General features: G+C 68.9%; 23 protein-coding genes and 1 pseudogene. 13 read left to right on the top strand and 11 right to left on the bottom strand.

What is annotated here, in order from left to right; all coding sequences use genetic code 11:
• Positions 1 to 95: 95 nt before the first annotated feature.
• Positions 96 to 2,834, bottom strand: a complete 2,739-nt coding sequence (locus tag CMC5_RS35475) for a tetratricopeptide repeat protein (protein ID WP_050434551.1) — start codon at positions 2,832 to 2,834, stop codon at positions 96 to 98.
• 279 nt (positions 2,835 to 3,113) lie between these two features.
• Positions 3,114 to 3,536 (bottom strand): CopD family protein, encoded by a 423-nt coding sequence (locus tag CMC5_RS35470; RefSeq protein WP_050434550.1) that lies wholly within the window; start codon positions 3,534 to 3,536, stop codon positions 3,114 to 3,116.
• A gap of 124 nt (positions 3,537 to 3,660) precedes the next feature.
• On the opposite strand from CMC5_RS35470, the gene CMC5_RS35465 reads away from it, so the two are divergent.
• From CMC5_RS35465 to pdxA, 3 genes are read left to right on the top strand one after another with little or no spacing between them, the layout of a single operon-like run.
• Positions 3,661 to 5,106 (top strand): TldD/PmbA family protein, encoded by a 1,446-nt coding sequence (locus CMC5_RS35465; RefSeq protein ID WP_050434549.1) that lies wholly within the window; start codon positions 3,661 to 3,663, stop codon positions 5,104 to 5,106.
• Positions 5,107 to 5,148: 42 nt separating this feature from the next.
• A complete protein-coding gene (locus CMC5_RS48140; protein ID WP_281180767.1) occupies positions 5,149 to 5,889 on the top strand; it encodes a winged helix-turn-helix domain-containing protein in 741 nt (246 codons plus the stop codon).
• Positions 5,886 to 6,896: a 4-hydroxythreonine-4-phosphate dehydrogenase PdxA gene (gene pdxA / locus CMC5_RS35455; RefSeq protein WP_050434548.1), complete on the top strand. Its 1,011-nt coding sequence runs from the start codon at positions 5,886 to 5,888 to the stop codon at positions 6,894 to 6,896. Before CMC5_RS48140 ends, pdxA begins: the two co-directional genes overlap by 4 nt.
• Before the next feature lie 16 nt (positions 6,897 to 6,912).
• Here the strand turns inward: pdxA and CMC5_RS35450 are convergent, their stop codons facing one another.
• From CMC5_RS35450 to CMC5_RS35435, 4 genes are read right to left on the bottom strand one after another with little or no spacing between them, the layout of a single operon-like run.
• Positions 6,913 to 7,866, bottom strand: coding sequence for a ketopantoate reductase family protein (locus CMC5_RS35450; protein WP_050434547.1), 954 nt, complete (start codon positions 7,864 to 7,866; stop codon positions 6,913 to 6,915).
• Positions 7,867 to 7,912: 46 nt separating this feature from the next.
• Complete coding sequence (gene dtd / locus CMC5_RS35445) at positions 7,913 to 8,362, bottom strand: D-aminoacyl-tRNA deacylase (RefSeq protein ID WP_050434546.1); 450 nt, start codon at positions 8,360 to 8,362, stop codon at positions 7,913 to 7,915.
• Positions 8,362 to 8,778 carry a hypothetical protein gene (locus CMC5_RS35440; RefSeq protein WP_050434545.1) on the bottom strand — a complete coding sequence of 139 codons (417 nt, stop codon included), beginning with the start codon at positions 8,776 to 8,778 and terminating at the stop codon, positions 8,362 to 8,364. Before CMC5_RS35440 ends, dtd begins: the two co-directional genes overlap by 1 nt.
• Positions 8,775 to 9,482, bottom strand: a complete 708-nt coding sequence (locus CMC5_RS35435) for a hypothetical protein (RefSeq protein ID WP_245678015.1) — start codon at positions 9,480 to 9,482, stop codon at positions 8,775 to 8,777. The genes CMC5_RS35440 and CMC5_RS35435 overlap by 4 nt, the downstream gene beginning before the upstream one ends.
• A 387-nt stretch (positions 9,483 to 9,869) precedes the next feature.
• Here CMC5_RS35435 and CMC5_RS35430 point away from each other — a divergent pair, with 387 nt between their 5' ends.
• The 6 genes from CMC5_RS35430 to CMC5_RS35405 all read left to right on the top strand — a co-directional run bounded on the left by CMC5_RS35430 (position 9,870) and on the right by CMC5_RS35405 (position 15,149).
• Positions 9,870 to 11,696 (top strand): YcbK family protein, encoded by a 1,827-nt coding sequence (locus tag CMC5_RS35430; protein ID WP_082363084.1) that lies wholly within the window; start codon positions 9,870 to 9,872, stop codon positions 11,694 to 11,696.
• A 123-nt stretch (positions 11,697 to 11,819) separates the two neighbouring features.
• Positions 11,820 to 12,287 carry an NUDIX hydrolase gene (locus CMC5_RS35425; RefSeq protein ID WP_245678014.1) on the top strand — a complete coding sequence of 156 codons (468 nt, stop codon included), beginning with the start codon at positions 11,820 to 11,822 and terminating at the stop codon, positions 12,285 to 12,287.
• Positions 12,284 to 12,592, top strand: coding sequence for a hypothetical protein (locus CMC5_RS35420; protein WP_245678013.1), 309 nt, complete (start codon positions 12,284 to 12,286; stop codon positions 12,590 to 12,592). The genes CMC5_RS35425 and CMC5_RS35420 overlap by 4 nt, the downstream gene beginning before the upstream one ends.
• On the top strand, positions 12,540 to 13,358 hold the full coding sequence (locus CMC5_RS35415; RefSeq protein WP_156339104.1) for a Smr/MutS family protein: 819 nt from the start codon (positions 12,540 to 12,542) through the stop codon (positions 13,356 to 13,358). The genes CMC5_RS35420 and CMC5_RS35415 overlap by 53 nt, the downstream gene beginning before the upstream one ends.
• 151 nt (positions 13,359 to 13,509) lie before the next feature.
• Positions 13,510 to 14,433, top strand: a complete 924-nt coding sequence (locus tag CMC5_RS35410; RefSeq protein WP_050434542.1) for a branched-chain amino acid transaminase — start codon at positions 13,510 to 13,512, stop codon at positions 14,431 to 14,433.
• Positions 14,412 to 15,149, top strand: a complete 738-nt coding sequence (locus tag CMC5_RS35405) for a hypothetical protein (protein ID WP_050434541.1) — start codon at positions 14,412 to 14,414, stop codon at positions 15,147 to 15,149. Before CMC5_RS35410 ends, CMC5_RS35405 begins: the two co-directional genes overlap by 22 nt.
• Positions 15,150 to 15,263: 114 nt before the next feature.
• Here the strand turns inward: CMC5_RS35405 and CMC5_RS35400 are convergent, their stop codons facing one another.
• From CMC5_RS35400 to CMC5_RS35390, 3 genes are read right to left on the bottom strand one after another with little or no spacing between them, the layout of a single operon-like run.
• Positions 15,264 to 15,728, bottom strand: coding sequence for a PaaI family thioesterase (locus tag CMC5_RS35400; protein WP_050434540.1), 465 nt, complete (start codon positions 15,726 to 15,728; stop codon positions 15,264 to 15,266).
• Between the two features lie 32 nt (positions 15,729 to 15,760).
• Complete coding sequence (locus CMC5_RS35395; RefSeq protein WP_050434539.1) at positions 15,761 to 17,005, bottom strand: MFS transporter; 1,245 nt, start codon at positions 17,003 to 17,005, stop codon at positions 15,761 to 15,763.
• A gap of 27 nt (positions 17,006 to 17,032) precedes the next feature.
• Positions 17,033 to 17,764 carry a hypothetical protein gene (locus tag CMC5_RS35390; RefSeq protein ID WP_156339103.1) on the bottom strand — a complete coding sequence of 244 codons (732 nt, stop codon included), beginning with the start codon at positions 17,762 to 17,764 and terminating at the stop codon, positions 17,033 to 17,035.
• Between the two features lie 154 nt (positions 17,765 to 17,918).
• Between CMC5_RS35390 and CMC5_RS35385 the strand changes: the two genes are divergently transcribed.
• The gene (locus tag CMC5_RS35385) at positions 17,919 to 18,755 is read left to right on the top strand and encodes an OmpA/MotB family protein (protein ID WP_050434537.1); all 837 of its coding nucleotides are present in this window, start codon (positions 17,919 to 17,921) and stop codon (positions 18,753 to 18,755) included.
• Positions 18,756 to 18,886: 131 nt separating this feature from the next.
• On the opposite strand, the gene amaB is transcribed toward CMC5_RS35385, so the two are convergent.
• Entirely contained in the window at positions 18,887 to 20,413 is a 1,527-nt protein-coding gene (gene amaB, locus CMC5_RS35380) for an L-piperidine-6-carboxylate dehydrogenase (RefSeq protein WP_050434536.1), read from the bottom strand.
• A gap of 227 nt (positions 20,414 to 20,640) precedes the next feature.
• Between amaB and CMC5_RS35375 the strand changes: the two genes are divergently transcribed.
• The 3 genes and pseudogenes from CMC5_RS35375 to CMC5_RS49310 all read left to right on the top strand — a co-directional run.
• A complete protein-coding gene (locus CMC5_RS35375) occupies positions 20,641 to 22,047 on the top strand; it encodes a serine/threonine-protein kinase (RefSeq protein ID WP_050434535.1) in 1,407 nt (468 codons plus the stop codon).
• A gap of 230 nt (positions 22,048 to 22,277) precedes the next feature.
• Positions 22,278 to 23,612 (top strand): MBL fold metallo-hydrolase, encoded by a 1,335-nt coding sequence (locus CMC5_RS35370; protein WP_245678012.1) that lies wholly within the window; start codon positions 22,278 to 22,280, stop codon positions 23,610 to 23,612.
• 53 nt (positions 23,613 to 23,665) lie between these two features.
• Positions 23,666 to 23,779, top strand: a pseudogene (locus tag CMC5_RS49310) (Uma2 family endonuclease); the annotation flags it as partial.
• A gap of 197 nt (positions 23,780 to 23,976) precedes the next feature.
• Here the strand turns inward: CMC5_RS49310 and CMC5_RS48130 are convergent.
• Positions 23,977 to 24,540: a fascin domain-containing protein gene (locus CMC5_RS48130; RefSeq protein ID WP_050434534.1), complete on the bottom strand. Its 564-nt coding sequence runs from the start codon at positions 24,538 to 24,540 to the stop codon at positions 23,977 to 23,979.
• Between the last annotated feature and the right edge of the window lie 380 nt (positions 24,541 to 24,920).

Raw genomic sequence — 24,920 nt, 5'->3', positions numbered from 1 at the left:
TTCCTTCCGGGAGCGCGCTTTCGTTTGTCTGCTCGTCGTCAGCCGGCTGCGCCCATGCTTCGCGCGCGGTGCCCAGCTGCGAGCTGGTGATTGCCTCAAGGCAGCTTGGCGCGGCTCAGCAGATCGTCGAATGCAGCGTCGAAATCGTCGCCGAGCAGCTCGGACCCCACGGCAGCACGTGCCGCCGGCTTCGGCCCTTCGAGGCGGCGTACGCGATCTCCGACGGTGCCGCGCGGGTCGTTGTAGTTCGGGTTGAGTCGCATCACGCGCTGGAAGTAGTAGAGGGCCTGGTCGCGATCGCCGCGCATTTCATAGGCACTGGCGATTTCATAGTTCAATGCCAGCTCCTGCTCGACGGTCTTGTGGGTGGCGCGCAGGCCCAGGATGAAGGCGTCGATTGCAGCGTCGATGTTGTTCGACTGCAGGTGAATGACACCGATCATCGACTGACACACGCATTCACGGCCCGGATCGCGGGCGGCCAGCTCGAACTCGCGGATGGCGTCCGGCAGGAGCCCCATCTCCTTGTAGGCGACGCCGAGATCGTAATGGGTCGCGGAGTCGGACTCGGGGAGCTGCTTCGCGAGCTGCTGCTTGAACTGGTCGAAGATCTCTTCCGCGCTGACCTGGTCGGTGGCGGGGGCGGGCGGCGCGTCCTGGGTGGCGACGTCGATGTTGTCGATCGCGTCGAAGGCGTCCCAGAAGTTCCGCTCTTCGTCCTGGTTCTCGGCGGGGCGCGGGCGGGTGCCGCTCTGGTTGTCGGCCGGGCCGGTGCCCTGCCCCTCCAGGGTGTCCAGCTCCTGCAACCGCTCGAGGAGCAGCGGATGGTTCGGGAGGCGGGAGAGCTGCTCCTGGAGGATGCTCCGGGCCTCGTCGTACATCTGCTGCTGCGCGAAGAACTCCGCTTCTTCGAGCGCGTCTTCGTCGAGCGACTCGGCGCGTGAGCCGCCGGAAGCAGGAGGTGGTGGCGGTGGCGCGAGGAAGGGCTGTGAAGGGGGCTGCGGGTAAGCCGCCGGCGCCCAGCCCACAGGCTGGGCCATGGAGATCGCGGCCGGAGGTTGGCTCGGGAGGAGGTGCTGCGGGGACATCCCTGGAGGAGGGAAGCCATGCCGCGGGGAGGCGGGTGGTGAATACGCAGGCTGGCTCGCGAGCGGGTCGAACGCGGCCGGCTCGTCGTCGATGGGGTAGCTCGGGAGCGGCTCGCTCTCGAACGGCTCGTCGATGACGTCGATGCCAGCGGGAGGCATCGGCAGCATGGAGCCCCGAGCGTACTCCTGAGCGAGCACCTGGGATGCGTCGATGCCCTCGAGATCGTACGAGGGCAGCGAGCCTGGCGGAGCGTAGGCCGGCTCCGGCTCGGCGACCTGGTAGGCGTGCGCGTCGATGTGCTCCGCCGCGAGCGGTTCTGCGTAGCCCAGGGCCGCGAGCATCTCTGCGGCTTGCTGGTTGTCGGCGTCGAGCAGCTGCACCTCGCTGAGCTTCTCGACCGCCGTGGTGACGTCACCTTCCTCGAGGAGCATCTGCGCGTAGGCGAGCATCTCGAGGATGGCGCCGTCCGGGTCCTGCGCTTCGTCGAAGAGGACGGCAGAGAGGCGCTCGCGCAGATCGCGGGACGAAGGCAGGCGCTGGACGCCGCTGCGGAGCAGCTCGACGGCGCGGTGGACCTGCCGCGCGCGGATCATGCCGTCGGCCTGCGCGATGAGCTGCCTGCCCATCACCACGGGGTCGTAGGCGTCGAACGCGGCCTGCGAAGGCCGAGGTGGCGGCGGCGGCGGGGGAGGCGCCGCATAGATCTCCTCGGCGTCCTCGTCCGGATCGAGCTCGAGTTCTTCCTCGGCGTCGCTCGCCTCGTCGACGACCACGTCGATGGACGCGCGAGGGTCTGCTGCGGCCGGGGCGTGCGACGGCTGGAGCTGGCCTGCGAGCTGACGCACCTCCTCGTCGTTCGGCGCGCGTGTGAGCAGTGCAGAGACGATGGCGGCGTACTGGTCGGTCCGTCCTGCTTCTTTGGCCGTCCGCGCGGAGGCCTTCTGGACCTCGATGGCCTTCGCTGGCTGGTTGAGGAGGTCGAACGCCCTCGCGAGCAGCGTCAGCGTCTGCAGGTCCTTCGGATTCTCCTTGAAGGCGATCTGCAGCTTGGCGAGCGCCACCATTCCATCGTTGGGATCGCCGCGATCGAGGTACACCTCCGCGGCCATCCGCGCGAAGCGCGCGTCCGTGCGATGCTGGAGCAGCCGCTCGACCACCTTGAGGGCGTCGTCGCGGCGGCCGAGCTTCAGCAGGATCTCTGCGGCCATGCCGAACCGCAGGATGGCGCCGTCGATGTCCTTGACCCGGACCAGCGCCTCCCCCAGCCGGAGGTACGGGAGCGGGTTGTTCGGATCGAGCTCGACGATCTTCCGGAAGATGTCGATGGCGTCCCGGTCACGACCGGCCTTCTGCAGTCGGGTCGCAACCTCGTCGTAGGCCGTGAGCGCGTCGCTGGTGAGGTTGAGCTGCGTGTAGATCTCGGCGAGCCTCGGGACGATGTGCCCGAAGCGATCCGAGAGATGCGGGACGAATTTGTTGATGATCTCGCGGATCTGTTTGTAGACCGCGAGCCCTTTCAGGGTGAAACCCTGGTTCAGGTAGAATTCGCCGACGCGCTCGTACGTCGTGATGGCTTCGACGTACTCTTCGGTCTTCAGGTAGAGATCACCGATCTTGAGCAGCGTGCGGACGTCCTTGGGATCGTCGGCAACGAGCTTCTGGTACTCGATGATGGCCTTGTCGAAGCGCTTCCGCTCGACCAGCTTTTGCGCGGCCTGGAGCACCTTGTCGCGATCGACCGCCACGGTGTCGGGGATCTCCTACGGACCTTGGTCCGGACGTGAACAGTGGACGAGAGTCGTGAGGTTCGGAAACCAGGACCCCCGCCAGGTCGCCGGACCTCGACTGAAAACACCTACCGAATCCGGCCACCCCATACAAGCACGGGGTTCCGGAAGTTCTCGAAGCTATGGCAGAAGCGACGGGTCGGTGGCCAGATTGCCGCGCAGAAAGCGTGGGTCTTGCTCATGAGAGCCGAGTCCGTGGCGACTGCGCCGGGAGCACACACGGCACACCCCACGGAATCATCTGGGCAGCTTGACGATCGCGAAGAAGGCAGCGAGCGCCGCCGTCAGCGCGAGGACCGCCGCAATCTTAGCAGCCGGGCCGGCTTCTTGCACTTCTCCGCGCGCCATCTTCTTCGCCCGCGCGCCGAGGACGTGATGAAGACCGATAACCACCAGGGCGGCCGGTAGCTTGGCGTGCATCCAGTGGGTCTGGACGAAGTAGTAGGAGGTATCCATCGCCAGCCGCGTTGCGCCGCATACGAATGAAAGCACGAAGGCTGGAACGGCGAGGTGCTGGTAAATCCGAAGTCCGAGCTCTCCTCGGAGCTTCGCGTCACCTGCGGCCCCGGTGAGGACGGCCGCCACCGCGAGGATGGCGCCGACCCACGTGATGTTACCGACGACGTGGAGCCAGATGAGCAGGAGCTTGTGGTCGAGCATGCGGAACTGGACTGCAAGGCTAGCCGGCGTCGGCCCTGTGGTCACGTTATCGGCATGCGCTTCTTCTCCCGACGTTGGACCCCTGGCTCGACCGGGGAGGGGGAAGGGCTTACAGTTGGGCGACATGACACTCAGCCACGCCTACCGCGCCCCGTTCGCCCCGGGAGGGGATAGCCCCGTGGATGCAGCCCTCTGCGAGCGCCTGCTCTCCGTGGCGCTCTCCAGGGGTGGCGACTACGCCGATCTTTTCTTCGAATACCGCGCCGGTGGCGGCTTCACCTTCGACGAGGGCATCCTCAAGGCTGCGTCCCGCGGTGTCTCGCTGGGGCTCGGTGTCCGCGTCCAGCGGGCTGACGCGACGGGTTATGCCTACACGGAGGACCTCACCTGGGAGTCGATGAAGCGAGCGGCGGAGACCGCGGCGCAGATCGCCACGGGCGGTGGGGGCGTCCAGCGCATCGAGCTGCGGCGACGTGAGCTGCCGCGCCGCTATGATCTCCCGGAGATCTCGCTGGACACGGCGGGTCTCGCCAAGCGCGCCCTCCTCGAGCGAGCCAGCGCGGCGGGGCTCGCCCACGATCCCCAGATCATCAAGGTGGAGGCGAGCTTCGCCGAGGAGGTCCGCGAGATCCTGGTCGCCACGAGCGATGGCCGCATCGCCCATGACATCCAGCCCATGATCCGCTTCGGGGTGCGCGCGCTCGCCGAGCGTGACGGCAGGCGCCAGGAGGGATCGAGCGGTGGCGGCGGGCGGATGACCCTCGCTTACTTCGATGGGAAGTCGCCGGAGTGGCATGCGGGCGAGGCCGCGCGGCAAGCTGTCGCCATGCTCGATGCGCGTGAGGCGCCCGCGGGCGAGATGGCCGTGGTGCTCGCGCCAGGAGACAGCGGCATCCTGCTCCATGAGGCCGTGGGGCACGGGCTGGAGGCCGACTTCAACCGCAAGGGGACGAGCAACTACTCCGGCCAGATCGGCAATGAGGTGGCCAGCCCCCTCTGCACGGTGGTCGACGATGCGACGATGCTCCAGTCGCGCGGCTCGATCAATGTGGACGACGAGGGGAACGAGCCTTCGCGCACCACGCTGATCGAGAACGGCAAGCTGGTCGGATACATGCACGATCGCCTCTCGGCGCGTCACTACGGGCTGGGCGGGACGGGCAACGGTCGACGCGAGAGCTTTGGCGCAGCGCCGCTCCCGCGGATGACGAACACCATCCTGCTGGCCGGAAACGACGATCCAGAGGAGATCCTGAAGAGCGTCAAGCGCGGTGTGTTCGCGCGGAAGTTTGGCGGAGGCCAGGTCGACATCTCGAACGGCGACTTCGTGTTCTCGTTGACGGAGAGCTACCTCATCGAGGACGGCAAGCTCACCGCGCCCCTCAAGGGCGTGAACCTGATCGGGAACGGTCCTGACGTCCTCCGTCGGGTGACGATGCTGGGGCACGACGTCGAGACCTCGGACGGCATCTGGACGTGCGGAAAGGACGGCCAGAGCGTCCCTGTTGGCGTGGGCTGCCCGACGATCAAGATCGACAAGATCACGGTGGGCGGTACGCGCATCGGCTGAAGGAGGGCAGCACCCCTGCCGCGTCGTTCGTTCATCGCCATCGTGGGACACGCGCCCGAGCTGGGGCGCGAAGAGGGCGCAGCCTCCGTGCTGCGCGGCCTCGGGGCCGAGGTCTGCGCCATCGACCTGTGGGACGAGCCGAGCCAGCTCTTCGAAGATCATGAGGACAGCGCGGTCCGGGCCATCGTCGTGGAAGCGCTCGAGCGTCCGGACCTCGCCGCGGCGGCGCTCCGGGCGTTGCGCCGCGAGCCGCGTCTGGAGCACGTGGGGGCGCTGGTGGCCGTCACGGTGGCGCAGATCCAGCGGCTGGACCCGACGAATGGCTTCGATGACTTCCTGCTCGTGCCTTATGTGCCAGCAGAGCTCTACGCGCGGGTGCGCATGGTGGAGTGGCGTCGCAGCGAATTCTCGACCGAGGAGCGCTTCAAGGTCGGCCAGCTCGTGATCGATCGCGCCGCGCACGAGGTGACCGTGAACGGTGCGCAGGTCGTCCTCACGGCGCGCGAGTTCTCGTTGCTTTCCTATCTGTGCGAGAAGAGGGGGAAGGTCGTCTCCCGTGCGGAGCTGCTCCGGCGGGTGTGGGGCGTGGATTACGATGGAGGAGAGCGCACGGTGGACATCCATGTACGACGCCTGCGCGCCAAGATCGGCGCGGCGCTCCCCCTCGCCACCCTGCGGGGGGCCGGCTATCGGCTGGAGCGCCCGAGCCTCTCGGAGGGCGAAGCTGGAACCGAAGCGCGCCGCCTCGGTGATGGCGAGTCCGCGAGCGAGGAGCTCCGATGAAGGCGCCGATCGTCGCGATCTGTGTCGGTTGTCCGAGCGGCGTCGGCCCCGAGGTCTCGGTCCTCGCCGCGGCGCGGGTGTCCGACGCAAGGCCGCTGCTCGTCGGTGACGAGGCCGTCATCCGCCGCGCGGCGACCCTTCGACGGGTCAGCCAGCGGCGCATCGTCGTCGTGGATCGCGCCGGCCTGTCACGTCTCGCCCCGGGGACCCTCGGCGTCTGGGCGGACAGCGCGAAGCTCCCCCACCCAAGCGCCTTCGGACGACCAGCGAAAGAGGACGGTGCGGCGCAGCTCGCCTGGATCGATCAGGCCACCGATCTGGTGCGCGATGGTCTCGCGCAAGTGCTCGTGACAGGTCCCGTTTCGAAGTTGGCCATCGCCACCAGCGGGGCGCACGGCTCGGTCGATTTCCTCGGCCACACCGAGCATCTCGCCCGTCGCCTGGGCGCCCGCGAGGTGACCATGGCCTTCGCCTCGGCGGAGCTGGTGACTGCGCTCGTCACCACCCATCTCTCCCTTGCCTCGGTCCCTGCCGCCATCACGCCCAAGGAGGTCGCGCGCGCCACGTTCTGGCTCGCCCGGCTCCTCCGCGATCTCGGCCGCGCCAAGCCCCGAGTGGCCGTCGCCGCCTTGAACCCTCACGCTGGAGAGGGCGGGCTCCTCGGGGACGAAGAGCAGACGCGCATCACCCCTGGCATTCGCCTCTCCCGTCGACGCCTCCTCAAAGCCGACGTCGAGGCCGAGATCGTCGGCCCAGTCGGCGCAGAGACCGCCTTTCGTCTGGCAGCGAATGGCGCTTATGACGGCGTCGTGGCGATGTACCACGACCAGGCGACCATCCCGAGCAAGCTCCTCGGCTTCGGTGAGGCCGTGAACGTCACGCTGGGCCTGCCCATCGTGCGCACCAGCGTCGATCACGGCACGGCCCACGACGTCGCCGGCACGGGACGAGCCGATGCGCGAGGCATGCGAGAGGCCATTGCCCTCGCCGTCCGCCTCGCGCGCTGAGCTGCGCCTCACGATCTCAGGGGGCGGAGTTCCGGCTCGAGAGCACCTGCAGGAGCCGCTCGAGTGCCGGCAGGGGTACCCCGTGCTCTTGCCCGATGGCGAGGATGCTCGCTCCCATCGCCAGGTGCTGCGCGTGCAGCTTGCTGCCGAAATGGGCTTCGACGAAGTGAACGGCCTCCGGGGAGACCCGCCGCGCGAGGACCACGCCGGGTTTCAGCGTGTACTGCCCGATGAACCGCGTGAGCAGGTGAGCCCATGGCGCCACCCGTCCGAGCTTTCGAGCCAGGGCGTCGCTCTCCTTCGCCGCCTCCAGCACCGTCGTCAACAGGACCTTGTCTGCGAGCACACCGTCGATGCCGCCACCCGCGTCGATGGACGCGATCAGCGGGAAGAACGCCGTCGTGGTCGCGGCATTGTACGTCGACACGTCCCGCTCCAGCCGGGCCGGGACGTCGGCGTTGGTGAGCCGCTTGGCGAGCGCTTCGAGCGTCTCGCGCGGCGCCCCCTCGGGCTCCTCGATCAGCGTCGAGGCCACGCCCGTCAGCCAGTAGCGGACCACGTCACGCTCGTCGATGTACCCCGATACCCCTGGCATCGCCGCGAAGATGTGGCGCTCCAGCGACTGCTCCAGCGTCCGCACCTGCGCAGGCATCGGGGGCGTGAGCAGCAAGGCAGGCCGGTCGGGCCCGCGCCGCAGAAGCTCGGTGACCGACCCCTCGCCAGCCTCGGTGAGCTGATCGAAGCGCACCGTCACCAGGATCAAATCCACCTCTCCGGGGATCTCCGCCACCCGACGCGGATGATCGAGCACGTCGCGGCGCTTGGACCCGTTCACCTGTTCGACGACGAACGGGGAGGTTTCATGAACGCGCTCGGGCCGCACCACGAACGTGACTTCGGCCCCCACCGTGGCGAGCCGGACGCCGTAGACGCGCCCGAGCGCGCCCGCCCCTATGAAAGCAATGCGCATGCAGGTGGGGTAGCTCGCCCTGCACGGAGAGGGAAGAAGAGCCGGTTCAGAAAGTGCGCTTCGAGTCGATGAGGATGGTCACGGGGCCGTCGTTGTCGACATAGACCTTCATGTCTGCCCGGAAGCGGCCTGTCGCGACAGGCAACCCCTTGGCGCGCACGCTGGCCACGAAGCGCTGGTAGAGCGCCTCCGCTTGTACCGGCTCCATGGCGCCATCGAAGCCAGGACGCAGCCCCTTCCTCATGTCTCCGAACACGGTGAACTGGCTGATGGCCAGCACCCCGCCGCCCACCTCGGCCAGCGCGAGCGACATCTTTCCCGCATCGTCGGGAAACACCCGGAGACCGGCGACCTTGTTCGCCACGTAGTCGGCGTCTGCGTCGGTGTCGTCCTTGCCAGCGCCCACGAACGCCACCAGGCCCAGCTCGATCGCGCCGACCACCTCACCGCCCACCTCGACCCGCGCGCGCAGAGCGCGCTGCACCACCGCGCGCATCAGCCCAGCCCGAGTTCCCGGGTGAGCTTCGCCGTCAGCGCGAAGTAGGCGCTTCGCTCGTAACGCTTGTTGAGGATGTGGAAGTCTTTGCGCGTCAGCCCCACGCATCCGAAGCAGTACGTGCAGTTGGAGCAGTCCACGGACCGCACCAGGTAAGACGACTGCGTGCACCGATCCGACGCCACGCAGTGGCTGCACCCGATGAGATCGCGGCTGCTCCGGCAGTGTGTGCAGTCGATGAGACGCTGAGAGTCGACGCAGTAGTGGCAGCGTGTGAGCGCCTTCGAACCCCTGCAGAACGTGCAGTCGATGCACCGCTCGCAGCCGACGCACTCGACGCAGCGCTCGTTGGTGGTGCGCCCCTCGTGTTCGTGGACCAGTCGTCTCAGCTCTGCCTCGAATTCAGCCCGATTCATTGCTCCTCGCGGGCCTCCGACGAACCGTTTCCGGCCGGCAGCGGGGCGCCAGCGATGGGTTGCAGGGACGCACCCGAAGCGGGGACGCTCTCCCCGATCTTGCCCCGCCCCGACGGTGAACCCCCGAGGTGCTTGCGCAGCCGGGACGCCGCATCACGCGTACGTGACTCCTCGGCGAACTCTTCGATCCGGCGCAGCCGCGACTCCAGCACCGCGCGGCGCTTCGGCAGCTCGCCGGCGAGGATCCCGGAGAGCGCCTCGATGGCCTCCTGGATGCGCTCCTCGTCCGTGTGCTCGAGGAGTTGCAGGTACACGTCCTGCTCTTGCGGGAACGTGTGGCCCGCCTTCAGAAAGTCGTTCGTCGCCTTGGAAATCGCCGGTCGTCCCGTCGCCGTCAGGACACGCCCGAGCAGCTTCTGGCGCTCGACAGCGTGCGGATCACTCTGAGGGGGAGGGGAGAGAACGATGCGTCCCGGCGCCTCTCGGCCTGTCTTCACCCGCGTCCCGCTCTCGACGGGGGCTTCGGGGTCCTTGCGCGGCGCGAACAGCGCTTCGAGGGCTGCCCGGTGCTGGTTCGCCGTGCGACGATCCTCTCCGCTCGGGGCGACCCGCGGCAGCACCCCGCCTGGCTGGCCGCGGTGCAAGGAGCCGTGAATCTCGGGGTTGTGCCAGACCTTGGTTGCGTCTTTACGAATTCGCCGCATGCGTTGGACCTTGGTGACGCGCCTCCAGAGCGCGTGGAGTGCAGGCGGGACCACGCGAGATTGCACGCGAGCCGGCGCTGCCTCCCCCTCGGGAGGACTGGACGTGGGCAGAGCTTTGACGCCCTGTGATGATGGTGGGTGTGGTGATGCGCAGTGGCTCGCCACTGGCAAGCCTGTGTTCCGGGTGTTCCCGCCGTCGCGCTGGACACGCACGCAAGGCGCGCGCTGCGTCCGGAGCTCGGTCGCTTGGTTTCGCCCCTGCGGCCGGGACTGAGCCCGAGCCGGCCTCCGACCGTGGTCGCGAGGTATCTGGTTCCTATCACAGCCGGCGTCGGAAGCCGCAGAAAATTGGGCTCGCCCCACGCTTCGTGGCAACGGTTCCCGTCCATGGCTAGCTCATCGGCTCAGGGCGGGGATCCTGGCATGGTGCATGCGTCGAACCCGGCGTCTGCACGTCGGTTCGTGGGTGCTGCCTTGACCCTTCTGCTCGCCGGGGGGGCCACCTCTCTTCATGGAGCGACCGCGCTGGCGGCGGCCCCGTCCGCAACACAGCAGAGCAGTCCCACCGAAAGCAAGTCGCGGCCCGCGACGTCGGATGCGAAGGGCGGTGTGAAGCCCGGAGAGCATCGCGCCAGAACATCGAAGCCGAAGCCCTCGAAGAAGGCGTCGTCCACGGAAGGCAGCACCGGCGCGCAGAAGATGCCTGCGGCGAAGGGGGACGGCGGGAAGGTCGCTGACACGTCCCGTGCCGACAGGTCACGCGCCGAGAAGGTGCGCGCCGAGAAGGACGAAGCGCAAGGGGCCAGCACCGAGAAGAGCCGTGCCATCAAGAAGGCTGATGGTGCGGGGAACAGCGCGAGGCCGACGGTCGTCGAGAAGACCCAGGACACGAAGGCTGGTGCGAAGAAGATGACGAGCGTCGAGAAGGCCGACGACGCAAAGGACAGCGCGAAGAGCGCGAAGGACAGCACGAAGAGAACGACGGCAGCAAAGGCCAGCACCGGGAAACAGGGAGACGAGGAGGCTACTGCCGAGAAGGGCGCCGTCAGCAAGGCTGGCCACGAGAAGGCAAACGCGAAGAAGGCGACGCCCGGGAAGACGGACGACGACAGACCGGGATCACAGAAGGCGACTGCAGAAAAGTCTGCGACCGCATCGTCGAGTGCCAGCGAGGCCGGCTCGCGGAGCACCGACAGGGGTCGACGCGGCAAGAAGATCGCCGCGCGGATCGGTGGCAGCAAGCGAAGGGAAGACAAGGTTGCCAAGCCGATCCCGAAGCCCTGCCTCGGTGTCCCGGTGCAGATCGATCGCGGTGGTGAGGTCGAGCGGATCACGCTGGTGAACTGCGCGGGCAAGCCACGCGCGGAGGCGCGCCGTCAGCTCTCGATCCTCGCGCGTCCCTGGGGAACGCCGCGACCTGCCTCGCTGGAGGAGCCCGACGCCAAGACGCCTCCTGCTCCAGGGAAGCGCGCCCTGCCACCGGGGGAGATCGCGCCCGGCGTCCGGCTCGTGGATCCAGGCTTGCTCGTGCGCATCGACGCGCTGGCGCGTCGCTACCCCGACCGGCAGATCTCGCTGGTGAGCGGCTACCGACCCCGTAGCCAGGGCAGCCTCCACCAGACGGCTCGCGCGCTGGACCTGCGCATCGCAGGCGTCTCCAACCAGGACCTGGTCGCCGCCTGCCGGACCTTGCAGGACACCGGGTGCGGCTATTACCCCAACAGCTCCTTCACCCACGTCGACGTTCGCAGTCCGGGCACCGGCGTCGTCTACTGGATCGATGCTTCGGGACCTGGAGAGACGCCGCGGTACGTCGCGTCGTGGCCCCCTCCTTCTCACGAGGTGACCCCGACGAGCGACGCGAAGCCGGGCAAGGAGAAGAGCGAGTCCGGGAGCGGCGGGAAGGGACCTGTCGAGACGGCGGAGAAGGCCGACACGGAGGAGAAAAAGGAGACCGACGCATCGACGGAGAAGGGACCGGCCCAGGGGACGGACAAGGCAGCGGAGAGCCCGGCGCGAGCGAAGGCGTCGAAGGGGCCCGAACGCGCCGCCGAGGGGGTCGCCGAGAAGCCCGGCGCACGAGAGCGCAAGGAGCCTCCTGCGATCTTGAAGGACGACGTCGAAGTCGACGACCGCGACGGGGACAGGGCGTCGAAGTCCCCGGCCAGTCCTCCGGCGCCGCGCCGCGAGACCCGCACCGAAGAGGACACCTGAGGGAGACGTGAGCGTGCTAGGTCGATGTCCGTGCCCATCCTGATTCCCCGGCGCCTTTGCTCGTCACCGGCGGGACGATTCGGACCCCTCGGTGTCGATCGTCACGACCTCGAGACGGAGGGGGTGGCCCACACCGCGTTCACCATGGTGCTGGCGGACTGGGTCGCCGTCGCAGCGACCACCGAGGACGGCCAGATCCTCCTCGTCCGCCAGCACCGTCACGGTGTGGATGCGGTCACCCTCGAAGTCGCCGGCGGCTGCATCGATCCCGGCGAGGAGCCAGAGGTCGCCGCGCTCCGTGAGCTGCGCGAGGAAACGGGCTACGCCGCCGAGGTGGTGGAGTCGCTCGGCTGGGTACACCCGAACCCAGCCATTCAGGGCAACCGCTGCTTCCTTTACCTGGCCCGGGGGGCCAAGCACGTCGGCCCCCCCGCCGGAGACGAGCACGAGAGCGTCGAGCCGGTGCTCCTGGCCCCCGAGGAGATCCCTGCCGCCACCCGCGATGGCCGGATCTCCCACGTGCTCGCGGTCATCGCGCTCGACCGCGCGCTCGCCTGGCTGAGCGCCCACGGACAGCGCCCCCGACCATGAGCGCCCTTTCCTCTCCGCGCGCCCTGTTTCGCCGGATCGAGGAGGTGCTCGACGGCCTCGAAGACGTGCAGCGACGCAAGGTCATCGACCTCGCCCGGCGGCTCTTGCCCAGCGTGACGAGCGAAGACATCCGCAACCCGCACGACTTCCCGGACCTGGACGACCCCGACTGGCACTTCGAGGACGGCCAGCTGGCCGGCATCCAAGCAGTCCGATTTGCGCTTCGCGGGCTGTCGCGCGATGTTCTGGGGGATGACGAAGCGCAGCAAGGCCAGGACGACGAAGGTGGCGAAGGCGGCAGGTGAGCCGTTCTTTCAGCCGTTCGCTGGCCTGAAGCGGAGCCTTCAGAAGCAGAAGCAGGAGAAGAAGAAGGAAGAGGCCCGGATCGCCACTGCCGAGGCCGCAAAGCGCGTCCAGCGCACCTCCGCCATCGTCCTGTCGGCTTCGACCGAGGGCACGTCGACCGCAGCGAAGCCCACTGCCCCGCGCGGCCCAGGAGCGCCCGTCGACGCTCCCCCCCAGCCGATCGATCCTGACACCTTCGCCATCTACATGTCAGGCGTCCGCGCCCTGGATCACAAGGGCGTCGAGCGGATCCCGGTCACCGCCAGCCGCGTGGAGCGCGCGGCACCGATGGCGCAGAGCCCCGATCCCGACGCCGAAGCCCGTGAGCGCATGCGATCCCTCGTGGCCGAGGGAATCCGCTTCGAGGTCACCGACGACGGCCATCACCTCGAAGGACGCCGCCTCGACGTCGACCCCCGCGCCCTCCGCCTCCTCCGCCGGGGCCGCTTCTCCATCGACGGCTCGCTCGACCTCCACGGTCACCGGGTCGAAGAGGCGCGCCTCGCCATCGAGGCCTTCGTCCGACGACGCCAGGGTGATGGCGATCGCGTGATCGCGTTGATCCACGGCAAGGGAAACCACTCTCCCGGCGGACGCGCGGTGCTTCGAGGCGAGATCGCGGCCTGGTTGAGCCACGGTGCCGCAGCGCGGCATGTCGCCGCCTTTGTGACCGCCCCTGAAGAGGATGGAGGGAGCGGCACTTTGTTGGTCCTCCTAGCACGTTAGATCGGTTGGCAGGTCTGTCGGGACAGAGTAAGCGATCCCTGCGATACCCCCTCACGGGAGGAGCTGGGCCTCACTGGCCCGCGCCGCGCTCGACCTGGGCGCGAGCGCACCCGCGTCTGACTCCACGACAAACACACGCAGAGGAGCCCTCATGGTCGACAAGGTGAAGAAGATCTGGTTGGAAGGCGAGCTGGTCGACTGGGACGAAGCCAAGGTCCACGTCCTGACCCACTCGCTGCATTACGGCCTCGGCGCCTTCGAGGGCATCCGCGCCTACCGCCGCACTGACGGACGGACTGCCGTCTTCCGCCTGCGCGAGCACATCGATCGCCTGCTCGACACGTGCAAGCTGGTGTTCACCGTGCCCCGCTTCTCCCGCACCCAGCTGGTGGACGCCTGCCTCCACACCCTCCGTGAGAACGCGATGGACGAGGCCTACCTGCGTCCGCTCGTCTTCGTCGGCGATGGGGCCATGGGGGTCTTCGCGCCCGACAACCCCATCCGCACCATGGTCGTCGCCTGGCGCTGGGGTGCATACCTGGGCAAGGAAGGCCTGGAGAAGGGCATCCGCACCAAGATCTCTTCCTGGTCCCGCAACCACCTCCACGTCGGCCTGCCCCGCGCCAAGATGATGGGCCAGTACACGAACAGCACCCTCGCCAAGCGGGAAGCGCGCATGGCCGGCTATGACGAAGCCATCCTGCTCGACACCTCCGGTCAGGTTTGCGAGGGCTCGGGCGAGAACATCTTCATCGTCAAGAACGGGCGCCTTTACACGCCGCCCCTCAGCGTCTCCATCCTCGCCGGCATCACCCGCGAGACCATCATCACCCTCGCGCGTGAAGAGGGCCTCACCGTCTCCGAGGAGCCCATCATCCGCGACCAGCTCTACCTCGCCGACGAGGCGTTCTTCACGGGCACCGCCGCCGAGGTCACCCCGATCCGCGAGGTCGACGACCGCACCATCGGCGAGGGCAAGATCGGCCCGATCACCCGGCGCCTCCAGCAGCGCTACTTCGACGTGGTGAAGGGCAGCGACGACTCGCACCCCGAGTGGCTGACCTACCTGCGCTGAAGCGCTGGGTGGCGCCCGCGCGCCGCGTTCGTGGCGCGCTGATCGGGGTCGCCCTGATCGCCGCGCCCGCATGCGGCACACCGTCCACCCCGGTGGCGACGCCGCCGCCTGCGACCGCTCCCGCCACCAGGCCCCCTGGACCCGCTGCCGAGCTGAACGGCCGGGTCGGCGAGTACCACTCCACCCGCTTCGATCTCGCCTTGCCGCTCCCCGACGGCGTCGGCTGGCGTGTCGACGACGCCAGCTCCCCCTGGCTCGCCGCCACCCACGCCTCCTCGACGACCACCCTCCTCGTCCGCACCTGGCGCCCCAACGATCGCGTCCACCGCGCCCTCTGCGAGACCCAGGCGCGCACCTGGCGCAAGCTGCCTGGTGGCGAAGGCAGCGTCGTCATCGAGCAGCGCCGCATCGACGCCCCTGCCGGCTTCGACACCGTGCTCACCGTCGGCATCGTACCCCCCGTGCCTCCCTCGACCGCCGTCGAAGGGTTCGCCGTCGCCTTCGGAGGCCGGGCCTTCCGCTGCTTCGCCTACGCCGCAGCCACGCACGCCGAGGGCCCCGACGCCGCCCCGCTCGTCGCCACCCGCCTCGCGGCCCTGGTGGAGCTCTCCCTGGCCGGGGTGCACCTCGAGAGCGAGCTCACGCCAGCTCGACCCGCCTCGCCACGCCCCCCTGCCCCCCGGGTCGAGCACCCCGAGCCCACTCGGCGCTTCTGACCCACGCCCAGGGCTTCCTCTCGCCGTCCCGCCAGCGTTCGCACCACGCTGCGCCCCTCAGCGCCCTGCTCGCACCCAGTTGACCTCCGCCTGGGTCACTCGGCGCCGCCTGGGTCACTCGGCGCCCTTCAGCTCCACCTGCTTGCCGCCGAGCTCCGCCTCCGGATCGAGCACCAGCAACCTCACCCGACCCGACGCCGCGACCCGCCCCTTCTCGTCGTACACGTTCGCCTCCCACACCTGCGAGCGGCGCCCTCGCGTGAGCGGCCTGGCCACGGCCCTGAGCTTCCCCTCGCGCACCGCCCGCAGGAACGACGTGTGGTTCTCCAGCCCCACCACGTTCTTCCCGTGCGCGTATGCGTCGATGGCCGCCCCGATCGACGCCACCGTCTCGATGATCGCGCAGTGCATCCCCCCGTGCACGATGCCGTACGCCTGGAGGTGCTTCGGCGCGATCGTCAGCTCGGCGACCACCTCGTCGCGCGACGCGCTGACGATGCTCAGTCCATTCGCCTTCCCCCACCCATCGAGGATCTGGTTCAAGGACTCCGCGTGATCCTGGGCTTCCTGGTTGCTCATGGCGGCCCTGGTAGCACGGCGTCCGGCCGACTTCACGATGCCGGCTGGGCCGACGTCTCCTCCAGCTCACGACCGCGCGTCTCTGGCATCGCCACGAGGAGCAGCACCAGCGCCACCAGCGGCAGCACCGTCGTCGCCGCCACCGTGCGACCCCAGCCGAAGGACTCTGCCGCGTGCCCCGCAACGAATGGCGAGAGCACCATCGCCGTGCGCCCCAGCAAGTTGTTCGACAGACCGAACGCATCGCCACGCAGCGCCGTGGGGAACAGCTCGGCGTTGTAGGCCGACAGCACCGTGGCCACCGCCGTCACCCCGGCGATCCCGAAGACCAAGCACACCACCACCACCGACCGCGGCTCGGCCATGTAGCAGCCCAGTACCCCCACCACGAGCGACCCGTAGATCAGCACCGCCCCCATCCGCCGCCCCAGCCGATCCAGCAGCTTGCCTGCCAGGAACGTCAGCGGGATCGCGGCCACTGCGGCCACCGAGATGTACAGCCCCACCTCGCTCCCCGTGTAGCCACGCTCCTGGACCGCGTGCTCCTTCCAGAACGTGATCGCGTTCGCCACGCAGGCGTAGGTCAACCACCAGATCGCCGCCAGGAACAGCGTCCTCGAGCGCCACGGCGGCTCCAGCAGCCGCGCGAACGAGCCCGTCGCGCCACCTTGCTCGACCTGCGTCGTGAAGCGCTGCGTCTCGCGCAGCGACCGCCGCGCGATGGCCATCAAGAGGAGCGGCACGGCGCCGATGAAGTACACCCCCCGCCACCCGAGCGGCGACGCCGCCACCGGCGATGCGATGCCCGCGCACACCACCGCCCCGAGCCCGTTCAGCCCGTTCAGCGCGCCGATCACCATCCCTCGCCGCGCCGCCGGGAACTCCTCCGCCGCGTACACGATCCCGATCGCCCACTCCGCCAGCAAGAAGAACCGCGCGCAGAGCTGCGCGACTGCGAACACCCAGATGTTCGGCGCGAGCCCCGTCAGCAACGAGAACAGCGTGTAGCCCAGGATCGTGACCGTCAGCGCCTTGCGTCGCCCCCACCGATCCGCGCGCCGCACCAGGAAGAATGCGAGGATCGCCCCCGTGTTGATGAACCCGACCAGCAACCCCTCGGAGGCCGTGGCGAGTCCCATCTCTGCCCGGATCGCTGGCAAGAGCTGCGACAGCGCGAAGATGTCGTAGCCCTCGAAGAACCCCGCCACCCCCAGGAAGAAGAACAGCCAGCGCTGGTACGTGCTGAGCTTCGCTGTCCCGGACGTGGCGTCGTTCATCGGAACGGCATGCTACAGCGCGGTCTCTCAGCGGTACATGGCGGTGCGGCTCCTCGCCTCCAGCTCGGCGGCGAACTCATCCTCCCCCAGCGCGCGTGCCTCGTCGCCCAGCGCGCGCGCGTCATCGGCCGGCAATGTCCGCCTTTCATCGGGAGCCACGCGCACGCGCACCAGCGCAGCCAGCCGGTTCAGCGGCGTTCCCAGATCCAGCCCCAGCCCGTGCTCTCGGAAGGCATGATCCACCTCTTCGAGCTGCGCGGGGCTACGCCACGCCTCGGCGACCACCACCCGCCCGAGCCGCACGTCGAGGTCTCCGCTCCCCGTGGGCAGCACGCGCGCCGCGAGCTGCGCCGCGAGCCGACGCTCGCCGAGATCCAGCGCGATCATCGCGCGCGCCGCGTCGAGGAGCCGCTCCTCGTCGGGGCGAAGCAACGCGCGGTTCATGTTCGTCACCTTGCCCGCAGCCCGCGCCATCTCTCCTCGTCGCACCGCATCGAGCATCTCGGCCAGCTTGAAGAGCACCAGCGCCGAGGGCGGCATGAACCACGGATCAGAGAGACGTGTCGGTCGCTGTCGTGGATCGCTCAGGCCCAGACACACCGCGCGCCACACCGCCGAGCGCGCCTCCTTTGTATTTCGAGCAGCAACGAATGCGATGGTCGCGAACCCGACACACGGAAGGAACGCGCCGGGCCCCAGGCTGTAGCGCGTGCGCAAGATCTGCGTGAGAACGCCCAGAAACAGCGCGAACAGAACCACCGAGACGCCGCCACGATGTCGCGTCGCCCCGAGCCCGCGTGCACACCACTCAAGCAGCCAGGCCCACACGTTTCCACCGTGAGCATGCCATCTCCGCCCTCCCTGCGCGAGCCTGGGGCTTTCCGGATGCCCAGGACATGGGTAGTGTGCGCCCATGCAACTGCGAACCTTTGCCTTGCCGGCCCTGATCGCCTCGTTTGCACTTGGCTGTGGCTACTCCGAAGAGGAGTGGCAGGCCCAGCTCGACAAGTACAACCGCCTCCAGAGCGAGCATCAGAACACCGAAGCTCGCCTCACGAAGACCCAGCAGGAGCTCCAGGCGGAGCAGACCCGGGTCGAGGAACTCGCCAAGCAGCTCAAGGCTGCTGGCATCGACATCTCCAAGCTCAACGAGAACCTCCAGAGCTCTGCCTCTCAGGTCTCCCAGCTCAGCGCCAGCCTCGAAGAGCGCGAGCGCGCCCTCGCCGAGTACAAGGCGCGCGCCAAGCAGCTCGAGCAGATCAAGGAGCGCTTCGACACCCTCCGCAAGAAGCTCGACGAGCTGACCAAGCTCGGCCTCGCGGTCAACATCCGCAAGAACCGCATGGTCGTCTCGCTCCCGGGCGATGTGCTCTTCGACTCCGGCCGCGAGACCCTCAAGAAGGAAGGCAAGGAGATCCTCGAGAAGGTCGCCCAGGTCATCCGCGCCGACGCGTCGCTCAAGGCGCGCGACTTCCAGGTCGCCGGTCACACCGACAACAAGCCCCTCGCGGGCGGCGTTTTCCGTGACAACTGGGGCCTGTCGCTCATGCGCGCCCGTGAGGTGCTCCTGTACCTCGTGAGCGACAAGGGCCAGCTCCCCATCGATCACTGGAGCGCCTCTGGCTACGGCGATACGGATCCCGTCGCCTCCAACGACGACGCCGACGGCCGCCAGAAGAACCGCCGCTGCGACATCATCGTCGTCCCGAGCGTCGAGGAAATGCTCGACCTCAAGGCCATCGCACAGTAGCCCCACTCCGGCGAGGCGCTTCGTGTCTCGCCCTCTTTCCACCCGCTCTCGTCTCTCTTCCTCTCGTCGACTCGTTCGTCCGTCGTCGATGACGCCCCGACCGGGGAACGCCACCGACGACGGCGCGGCGTTCACGAGAACTTCACGCCCTGCGCGAGTGGCAGCTCCGTGCCCCAGTTGATGGTGCAGGTCTGCCGCCGCATGTACGCCTTCCACGAGTCGGACCCGGCCTCCCGTCCGCCGCCCGTCTCTTTCTCCCCGCCGAACGCCCCCCCGATCTCCGCGCCGCTCGTCCCGATGTTCACGTTGGCGATCCCGCAGTCCGAGCCCATCGCCGACAGGAACTTCTCCGCCGAGCGCAGGCTGTCCGTGAAGATGGCGCTCGACAGTCCCTGCGTCACCGCATTCTGCGCCGCGATCGCCTCGTCCAGATCGCCCACCTCGAACAGGTAGAGGATCGGCGCGAACGTCTCCTTCCACGCGATCGAGAAGTCCTGCTGCCGCGGCGCCCACACCAGCGCCGGCTCCACGAAGAAGCCCGGCCGATCCAGCGCCTTCCCCCCGCACAGCACCTCCCCGCCTTCCTCACCTGCCGACCGCAGCGCCGCCTCGTAGCGCAGCACGGCCTCCCGTGTCGCGAGGGGCCCCATGAGCGTCTCCTCCTCCAGCGGATCGCCGATGCGCACCGTCTGGTACGCCGCCATCAGCCGCTCCGTCAGCTTCCCCGAGATCCCCCGCTGCGCGAACACCCGCCGCGTCGACGTGCAGCGCTGCCCCGCGGTCCCCACCGCCCCGAAGGTGATCGCACGCACGGCCAGATCCAGGTCCGCGTCGTCGAGCACGATGATCGCGTTGTTCCCTCCCAGCTCCAGCAAGCTGCGTCCCAGCCGCCCTGCCACCCGCGCAGCCACCTTCCGGCCGACCGGGATCGAGCCTGTGAACGACACCAGCGGCAGCCGCGCATCGTCCGCCATCCACGCTCCTGCGTCTGCGCCTCCCACCGCCAGACAGAGCACCCCTTCGGCCTCGTGCTCCGCGAACGCCTGCTCCACCAGCCGCTGCACTGCCAGGCTGCACAGCGGCGTCACCGGCGACGGCTTCCACACGCACACATCGCCGCAGACCGCCGCGATCGCCACGTTCCACGCCCACACCGCCACCGGGAAGTTGAACGCCGTGACCACCCCCACGGTCCCCAGCGGATGCCACTGCTCCATCATCCGGTGGTGCGGGCGCTCGCTCGGCAACGTCAGCCCGTGGAGCTGACGGCTCAACCCCACGGCGAAGTCGCAGATGTCGATCATCTCCTGCACCTCGCCCAGCCCCTCCGAGCGGATCTTCCCCATCTCCAGCGACACCAGCGTGCCGAGCGCCTCCTTGTGCTGCCGCAACAGCTCGCCGAGCCGCCGCACCACCTCGCCTCGCCGCGGGGCAGGCCGCATCCGCCACGAAGCGAAGCGCTCGCTGGCCCGCGTCACCACCGCATCGTAGTCCTCGCGCGACGCCGACCGCACCCGCCCGAGCGCTTCCCCCGTCGTCGGATCGACCGACTCGATCTCGGGGCCCGTCGCGTCGAGCCAGCCGCCCGCGCAGACCCCCGAAGGCGCCCCCGCCAGAACCCCGAGCCCTTCCAGCAAGCCGTTCACATCGTCACGCATCACGCCTCCACGCCATCCGAACTGTTCCCGTCGTCAGATTACTGCCCAGGTCGCCTGGGACGTAGGGGGACAACTTGTCGCAGCGGCAGGGCGCGCGGTAACCTCTCATGGGAGATGCAACAAAGCACGATGGCTGGAAACTTGCGCCACCGTCGCCTTGAAGGGGTTCTCCGTCACCGGCTCTGGCGTGCGTTCCGAAGCAATGCGCCCCGAACCGGGGAGGCATCGTGAGCCCCCCGCTCGATCTCGGAGACACCATCGCCGGCGTGTACCGGCTGGAGCGCGTGCTCGGCCGCGGCGGCATGGGCATCGTCTACGCCGCGACCCACCTGCCCACGCAGGTCGTGCGCGCCGTGAAGGTCATGCTGCCCGAAGCCGCCCGGCATCCGCGCGCCGTGAAGAGCTTCCTCAGCGAGTCGTGGACGGCCTGCGCCCTCCAGGGCGAGCACGTCGTTCGCGTCCTCGACGTCGGCGAGCACCGCGGCTTGCCCTTCATGGCGATGGAGCTGCTCGAAGGCCGCGACCTCGGCGCCGTCCTCGCCGAGCGCAAGGCGCTCCCAGCCCCCGAGGCTGCGCACTACGCCCTCCAGATCTGCGAGGCCCTCACCGAGGCCCACGTGCATGGCGTCGTGCACCGCGACATCAAGCCCGAGAACGTCTTCCTCGCGCACCGCCCCGACGGTACCACCCTGATCAAGGTGCTCGACTTCGGTCTCGCCAAGGTCGAAGCGATCGCCTTCCCGGCCGGCTCGGCCACACCGCGCGCGTCCCTCATCGGCTCCCCTTGCTTCATGTCGCCCGAGCAGATCCTCGGCGACGAGATCGACGGGCGCAGCGACCTCTGGTCCCTCGGCGTTCTGCTGTACCGCATGGTGACCAGCCAGCTCCCGTTCCGATCCGTCGGCCGGGTGGGCATCGCCTCCCTCCTCGCTGCCATCCTCAAGGCCGACCCCATGCCCCCCGCAGAACTCTTGCCGAGCATCCCCGCAGGCCTCGCCGCGATCATCCTGCGCTGCCTCGACAAGAACCGCGACGCTCGTTACGGCAGCGCCCCCGAGCTCGCCATGGCCCTCGCGCCCTTCGCCCCACCGGAAGCTGCGCCCACGTTGGCTCGCCTCAAGCGGGCCGCCCGCAGTGACCTCGCGCCTCCCGTCCACGTGCCTCGCCTCCCCATTCCGCCGGTGGGTCTCCGGCGCTCCTCGATCCCTCCGGCGGGCCTGGTGAGCCCCTCCATCCCGCCGGCTGCGGCGACCCGCATCTCGGCGCCTCCGCCCTCGAAGCCAGGCTTCAACCCGACGCTGTGGAGCACCGTGCCTCCCCCATCGAGGCCAGGGTTCAACCCGACGCTGTGGAGCACCGTGCCTCCCCCGTCGAGGCCAGCCTTCAACGATCCGCTCTGGAGCACCGTGCCTCCGCCTTCGGTCCCGCTGCCGCCGCCGCGCCATGGCGGCGCCCGGCATGCCATGGCCTTCATGGCCAGCGCCAGCCTCCTGGCTGCTGCCAGCTCTCTCGGCGTGGACGTTCCTCGTACGGCCCTTCCCCCCTCACCCGCCACCGCCGAAGCCGGGATCGCCGCGCAGGTCCGCGCCTTGCTCGCCGCCTTGCGCGCCCCCGAGCGTCCCATCGAGCGCTGAGTCGCTCGCTCTCCGCGCGTGTCTCACCGCGCGCAGCTCACCGCGTTCACCGCGCTCTCCGCGCTCTCCGCGCTCACCGCCCGCAACGCTTGAAACACACGGGACGCACGGCGTCGGATCCGCTTCACGGCGATGGTTGCCGCGGACGGCCCCTAGTACCTTGCACCTGGGGAGTCGTCGCGGATCCGCCGCGTCACCTCCTCGCGCGCTGGTGGAGAGGGGATGAGCTCATGACGGGTACGACGAGAGACGGTGACACCGCGCAGGACTGGGGGCGCCTGCACGTCATGAACACGTGCTGCGGCGCTGGCACCTGTCGCAACTTCGCGCCCGAGCTGCTGGGTGAGGTGGCCCCAGCCCACTGGAAAGCGATGGATGGTGCCGTGCTCAACGGCGGCCCCGCCGTGCTCCCGGGGACCTACGAAGAAGGCGCCTTCACCGGCGTCATCCGCCAGCCTAGAAGCCAGGCCGAACTCGAAGCCGCCCGCACGGCCGTCGCGGCGTGTCCCTTCGGCGCCTTGCGCCTCAAACCCCCTGCCGCACGCGTGCGCCCGGGCTCTCTCGGCGCCCCGTGGCGCACCTGGCCGCGGCCCATCGAGGACAACGTCTGGGTCCTCGGCAGCCCCTCCCGCGACAACGCCGGCGCGATGGCGTACTTCATCGAGCGCCCGGACGGGAACGTGCTCGTCGACCTGCCCAAGCCGAACGACGCGCTCTTCCGCTGGCTCGACGAACACGGCGGCGTCCGCTGGATCTTCCTCACTCATCGCGACCACGCCGAGCACCACGCCGAGTACGCCGCGCGCTTCCCGGGCAGCCGCCGCATCCTCGGCGCCTCCGACGTGAACCTGCGCGGCAACGAGTACCGCGCCGCCACCAGCGACGTGGAGATCCAGCTCGGTGACCAGCTCAGCCCCGTCACCCTCGAAGGCGTTCCCATCCCGGAGGCCTCGCTCCCCGACGCGGAGCTCGCCGTCATCCCCCAGCCCGGACACACCCCCGGATCCCTCTGCCTGATCTACCGCGGCCGCTTCCTGTTCAGCGGCGATCACCTCGCCTACTCCCGCCGCCTCGGCCAGCTCATGGCCTTCCGCCTCCAGTGCTGGGAGAACTGGGACCGCCAGACCCGCTCCGTCCGACGCCTCGTCGCGCTGGCCGAGGCTGGCCACCTCGGCTTCGCGTGGGTGCTGCCCGGTCACGGCGAGTGGCAGCGCCTCGACGGCGACGGCGGCCCGCGCGCGACCGCCGAGCACCTCCGCCGCGTGCTGTTCTGGATGGAGCGCCAGGCTTCGGGGCACGTCTCCTTGAGCCGTTACATTCTGTTCGTCCAGAGCCGGATGTACCCCCGCAGCAAGCTCGCCCGCGCGATGCACCTCCTGGGAGGCAAAGGCCACGGAAGCGAAGCCTGGCTCCTGCCCCACGCGACGCGCCCCTATCTGCCCGACCACGAGCCCAGCCGCGTGAAGACCGCCTTGCTCCGCGCCACCGCGATCACCACCACCGCGCTCGGCGCTGCCGTCGGTCTCGCCTTCCTCGCCACCCGCGCCGTACGAGCCGCCCGCTAGCCCCGCGCGGGGTCCGAGTTCACGCTGGTTCGCGTCCGGCCCGGCGCGAGCGCATGCCCAGGTTGCCCAGGGAGGCACACTTCACGCTGCCGCCGGACTGGATCTGCGAGATCCTCTCCGCGTCGACGGCCGGCCATGACCGGCTGGGGAAGATGCCGGTGTACGCCGCAGCGGGGGTGAGCTGGGCGACGCGTCGGTGTGCGCCATGCCCTTCGACGCCCTGGCGTTCGACCTGGGGGCGCTGTGGCCAGACGAGGACGAGCCGGAGGGGTGACCACAGCGTGCAGACCAGTCCCGTGCGTGTTCGACGAGACCACGACCCCGGGCGTGACCGCGCCGGAGCCCGAACGCGCACCCTGCGCTCTCAGAGGCAGACCGCCGTGAACGCCTCCCACGCTCTTGCAGCCGATCGATTCGCGTTCACCGTGCCCCCTCCGCCACCCTCTGCGACGACGTACTGGCCGTTCGCTGCCTTCAATGCCCAGTCTGACCCGTTCGGGTGGCGCTCGAGGACAAAGGTCTCCCAGACACTCCGCACCCGTCGATCGGCTTTCACTTCACGCCCTCCGCCGCCCTCTGCGACGACGTAATGACCATTCCAGGTCTGAAGGGCGACCTTTCTGCTGCCGAGGTCGTGCACGGTGAACATCTCCCATTCTCTTATCTGTACGCGATTCGCGTTCACCGCGCCTCCACCACCCCCTTCCGCGGCCACGTAATGACCGCTGCTCGCACGCAGCGCGATCTGTGCGCCGATGCAGCCGAAAGGTCTCGCCGAGATCACGGCTGACTCACTCGTGGCAATGCCTTCGTCGTGTTCGTCGGCGTTGTCCGTGGTGTCTGTGTCGTCCGCGTCGGCGATGCATCCGGTCGACGAGACGACCGCCAGCAAACTCATCCCTGCAAACAGGCTGAATGTGCGCAGCATGGGCCCTCCTGTCCCTGGAGCCGGGGACATCGACGAGTCTCCCGAGCTGCTGGCCAGGGTTGAATGGGTGGTGGCGATACGCAATCAGCTGATCGAGCAACTCATGTACCAATGATTCTCTTGTTTGTCTCGGTCCGGCAGGGGCCTGACATTCGCCATGTAAACGAAGGGCGCACTGCGCGATGGGGGAGTCGTGGCTCCTGGGAGCGGTTGTTTGCAGTCGCAGAGGCTCGTACTGGAGCCGTCGAGGCATTCTCGGGCAGTCCGAACGAGGGGTCACGTCAGGTGCTTCGTCGGCGACGGGCCCTGAGGCTGCCGTGACCTGGCTGGCCGAGCGGAGGAAGGAATGCTGCTCCCGATTGACCCGTCTGCTCGGGTGA

The sequence above is a fragment of the Chondromyces crocatus genome (assembly GCF_001189295.1).
Taxonomy (GTDB): domain Bacteria; phylum Myxococcota_A; class Polyangia; order Polyangiales; family Polyangiaceae; genus Chondromyces; species Chondromyces crocatus.
The sequence above is the reverse complement of the archived record's forward strand: the minus strand, read 5'-3'. Positions and strand labels throughout refer to the sequence as shown.

Bases quoted from the DNA above. Each gene is read 5' to 3' on its own strand.
- CMC5_RS35370 (WP_245678012.1), top strand. From the start codon at position 22,278: ATGACGGGTACGACGAGAGACGGTGACACCGCGCAGGACTGGGGGCGC.
- dtd (WP_050434546.1), bottom strand. From the start codon at position 8,362: ATGCGCGCGGTGGTGCAGCGCGCTCTGCGCGCGCGGGTCGAGGTGGGC.
- CMC5_RS35450 (WP_050434547.1), bottom strand. From the start codon at position 7,866: ATGCGCATTGCTTTCATAGGGGCGGGCGCGCTCGGGCGCGTCTACGGC.
- CMC5_RS35420 (WP_245678013.1), top strand. From the start codon at position 12,284: ATGAGCGCCCTTTCCTCTCCGCGCGCCCTGTTTCGCCGGATCGAGGAG.
- CMC5_RS35470 (WP_050434550.1), bottom strand. From the start codon at position 3,536: ATGCTCGACCACAAGCTCCTGCTCATCTGGCTCCACGTCGTCGGTAAC.
- CMC5_RS35430 (WP_082363084.1), top strand. From the start codon at position 9,870: ATGGCTAGCTCATCGGCTCAGGGCGGGGATCCTGGCATGGTGCATGCG.
- CMC5_RS35400 (WP_050434540.1), bottom strand. From the start codon at position 15,728: ATGAGCAACCAGGAAGCCCAGGATCACGCGGAGTCCTTGAACCAGATC.
- CMC5_RS35395 (WP_050434539.1), bottom strand. From the start codon at position 17,005: ATGAACGACGCCACGTCCGGGACAGCGAAGCTCAGCACGTACCAGCGC.
- CMC5_RS35440 (WP_050434545.1), bottom strand. From the start codon at position 8,778: ATGAATCGGGCTGAATTCGAGGCAGAGCTGAGACGACTGGTCCACGAA.
- CMC5_RS35385 (WP_050434537.1), top strand. From the start codon at position 17,919: ATGCAACTGCGAACCTTTGCCTTGCCGGCCCTGATCGCCTCGTTTGCA.
- CMC5_RS35465 (WP_050434549.1), top strand. From the start codon at position 3,661: ATGACACTCAGCCACGCCTACCGCGCCCCGTTCGCCCCGGGAGGGGAT.
- CMC5_RS35410 (WP_050434542.1), top strand. From the start codon at position 13,510: ATGGTCGACAAGGTGAAGAAGATCTGGTTGGAAGGCGAGCTGGTCGAC.
- CMC5_RS35435 (WP_245678015.1), bottom strand. From the start codon at position 9,482: ATGCGGCGAATTCGTAAAGACGCAACCAAGGTCTGGCACAACCCCGAG.
- CMC5_RS48130 (WP_050434534.1), bottom strand. From the start codon at position 24,540: ATGCTGCGCACATTCAGCCTGTTTGCAGGGATGAGTTTGCTGGCGGTC.
- CMC5_RS35415 (WP_156339104.1), top strand. From the start codon at position 12,540: ATGACGAAGCGCAGCAAGGCCAGGACGACGAAGGTGGCGAAGGCGGCA.
- pdxA (WP_050434548.1), top strand. From the start codon at position 5,886: ATGAAGGCGCCGATCGTCGCGATCTGTGTCGGTTGTCCGAGCGGCGTC.
- amaB (WP_050434536.1), bottom strand. From the start codon at position 20,413: ATGCGTGACGATGTGAACGGCTTGCTGGAAGGGCTCGGGGTTCTGGCG.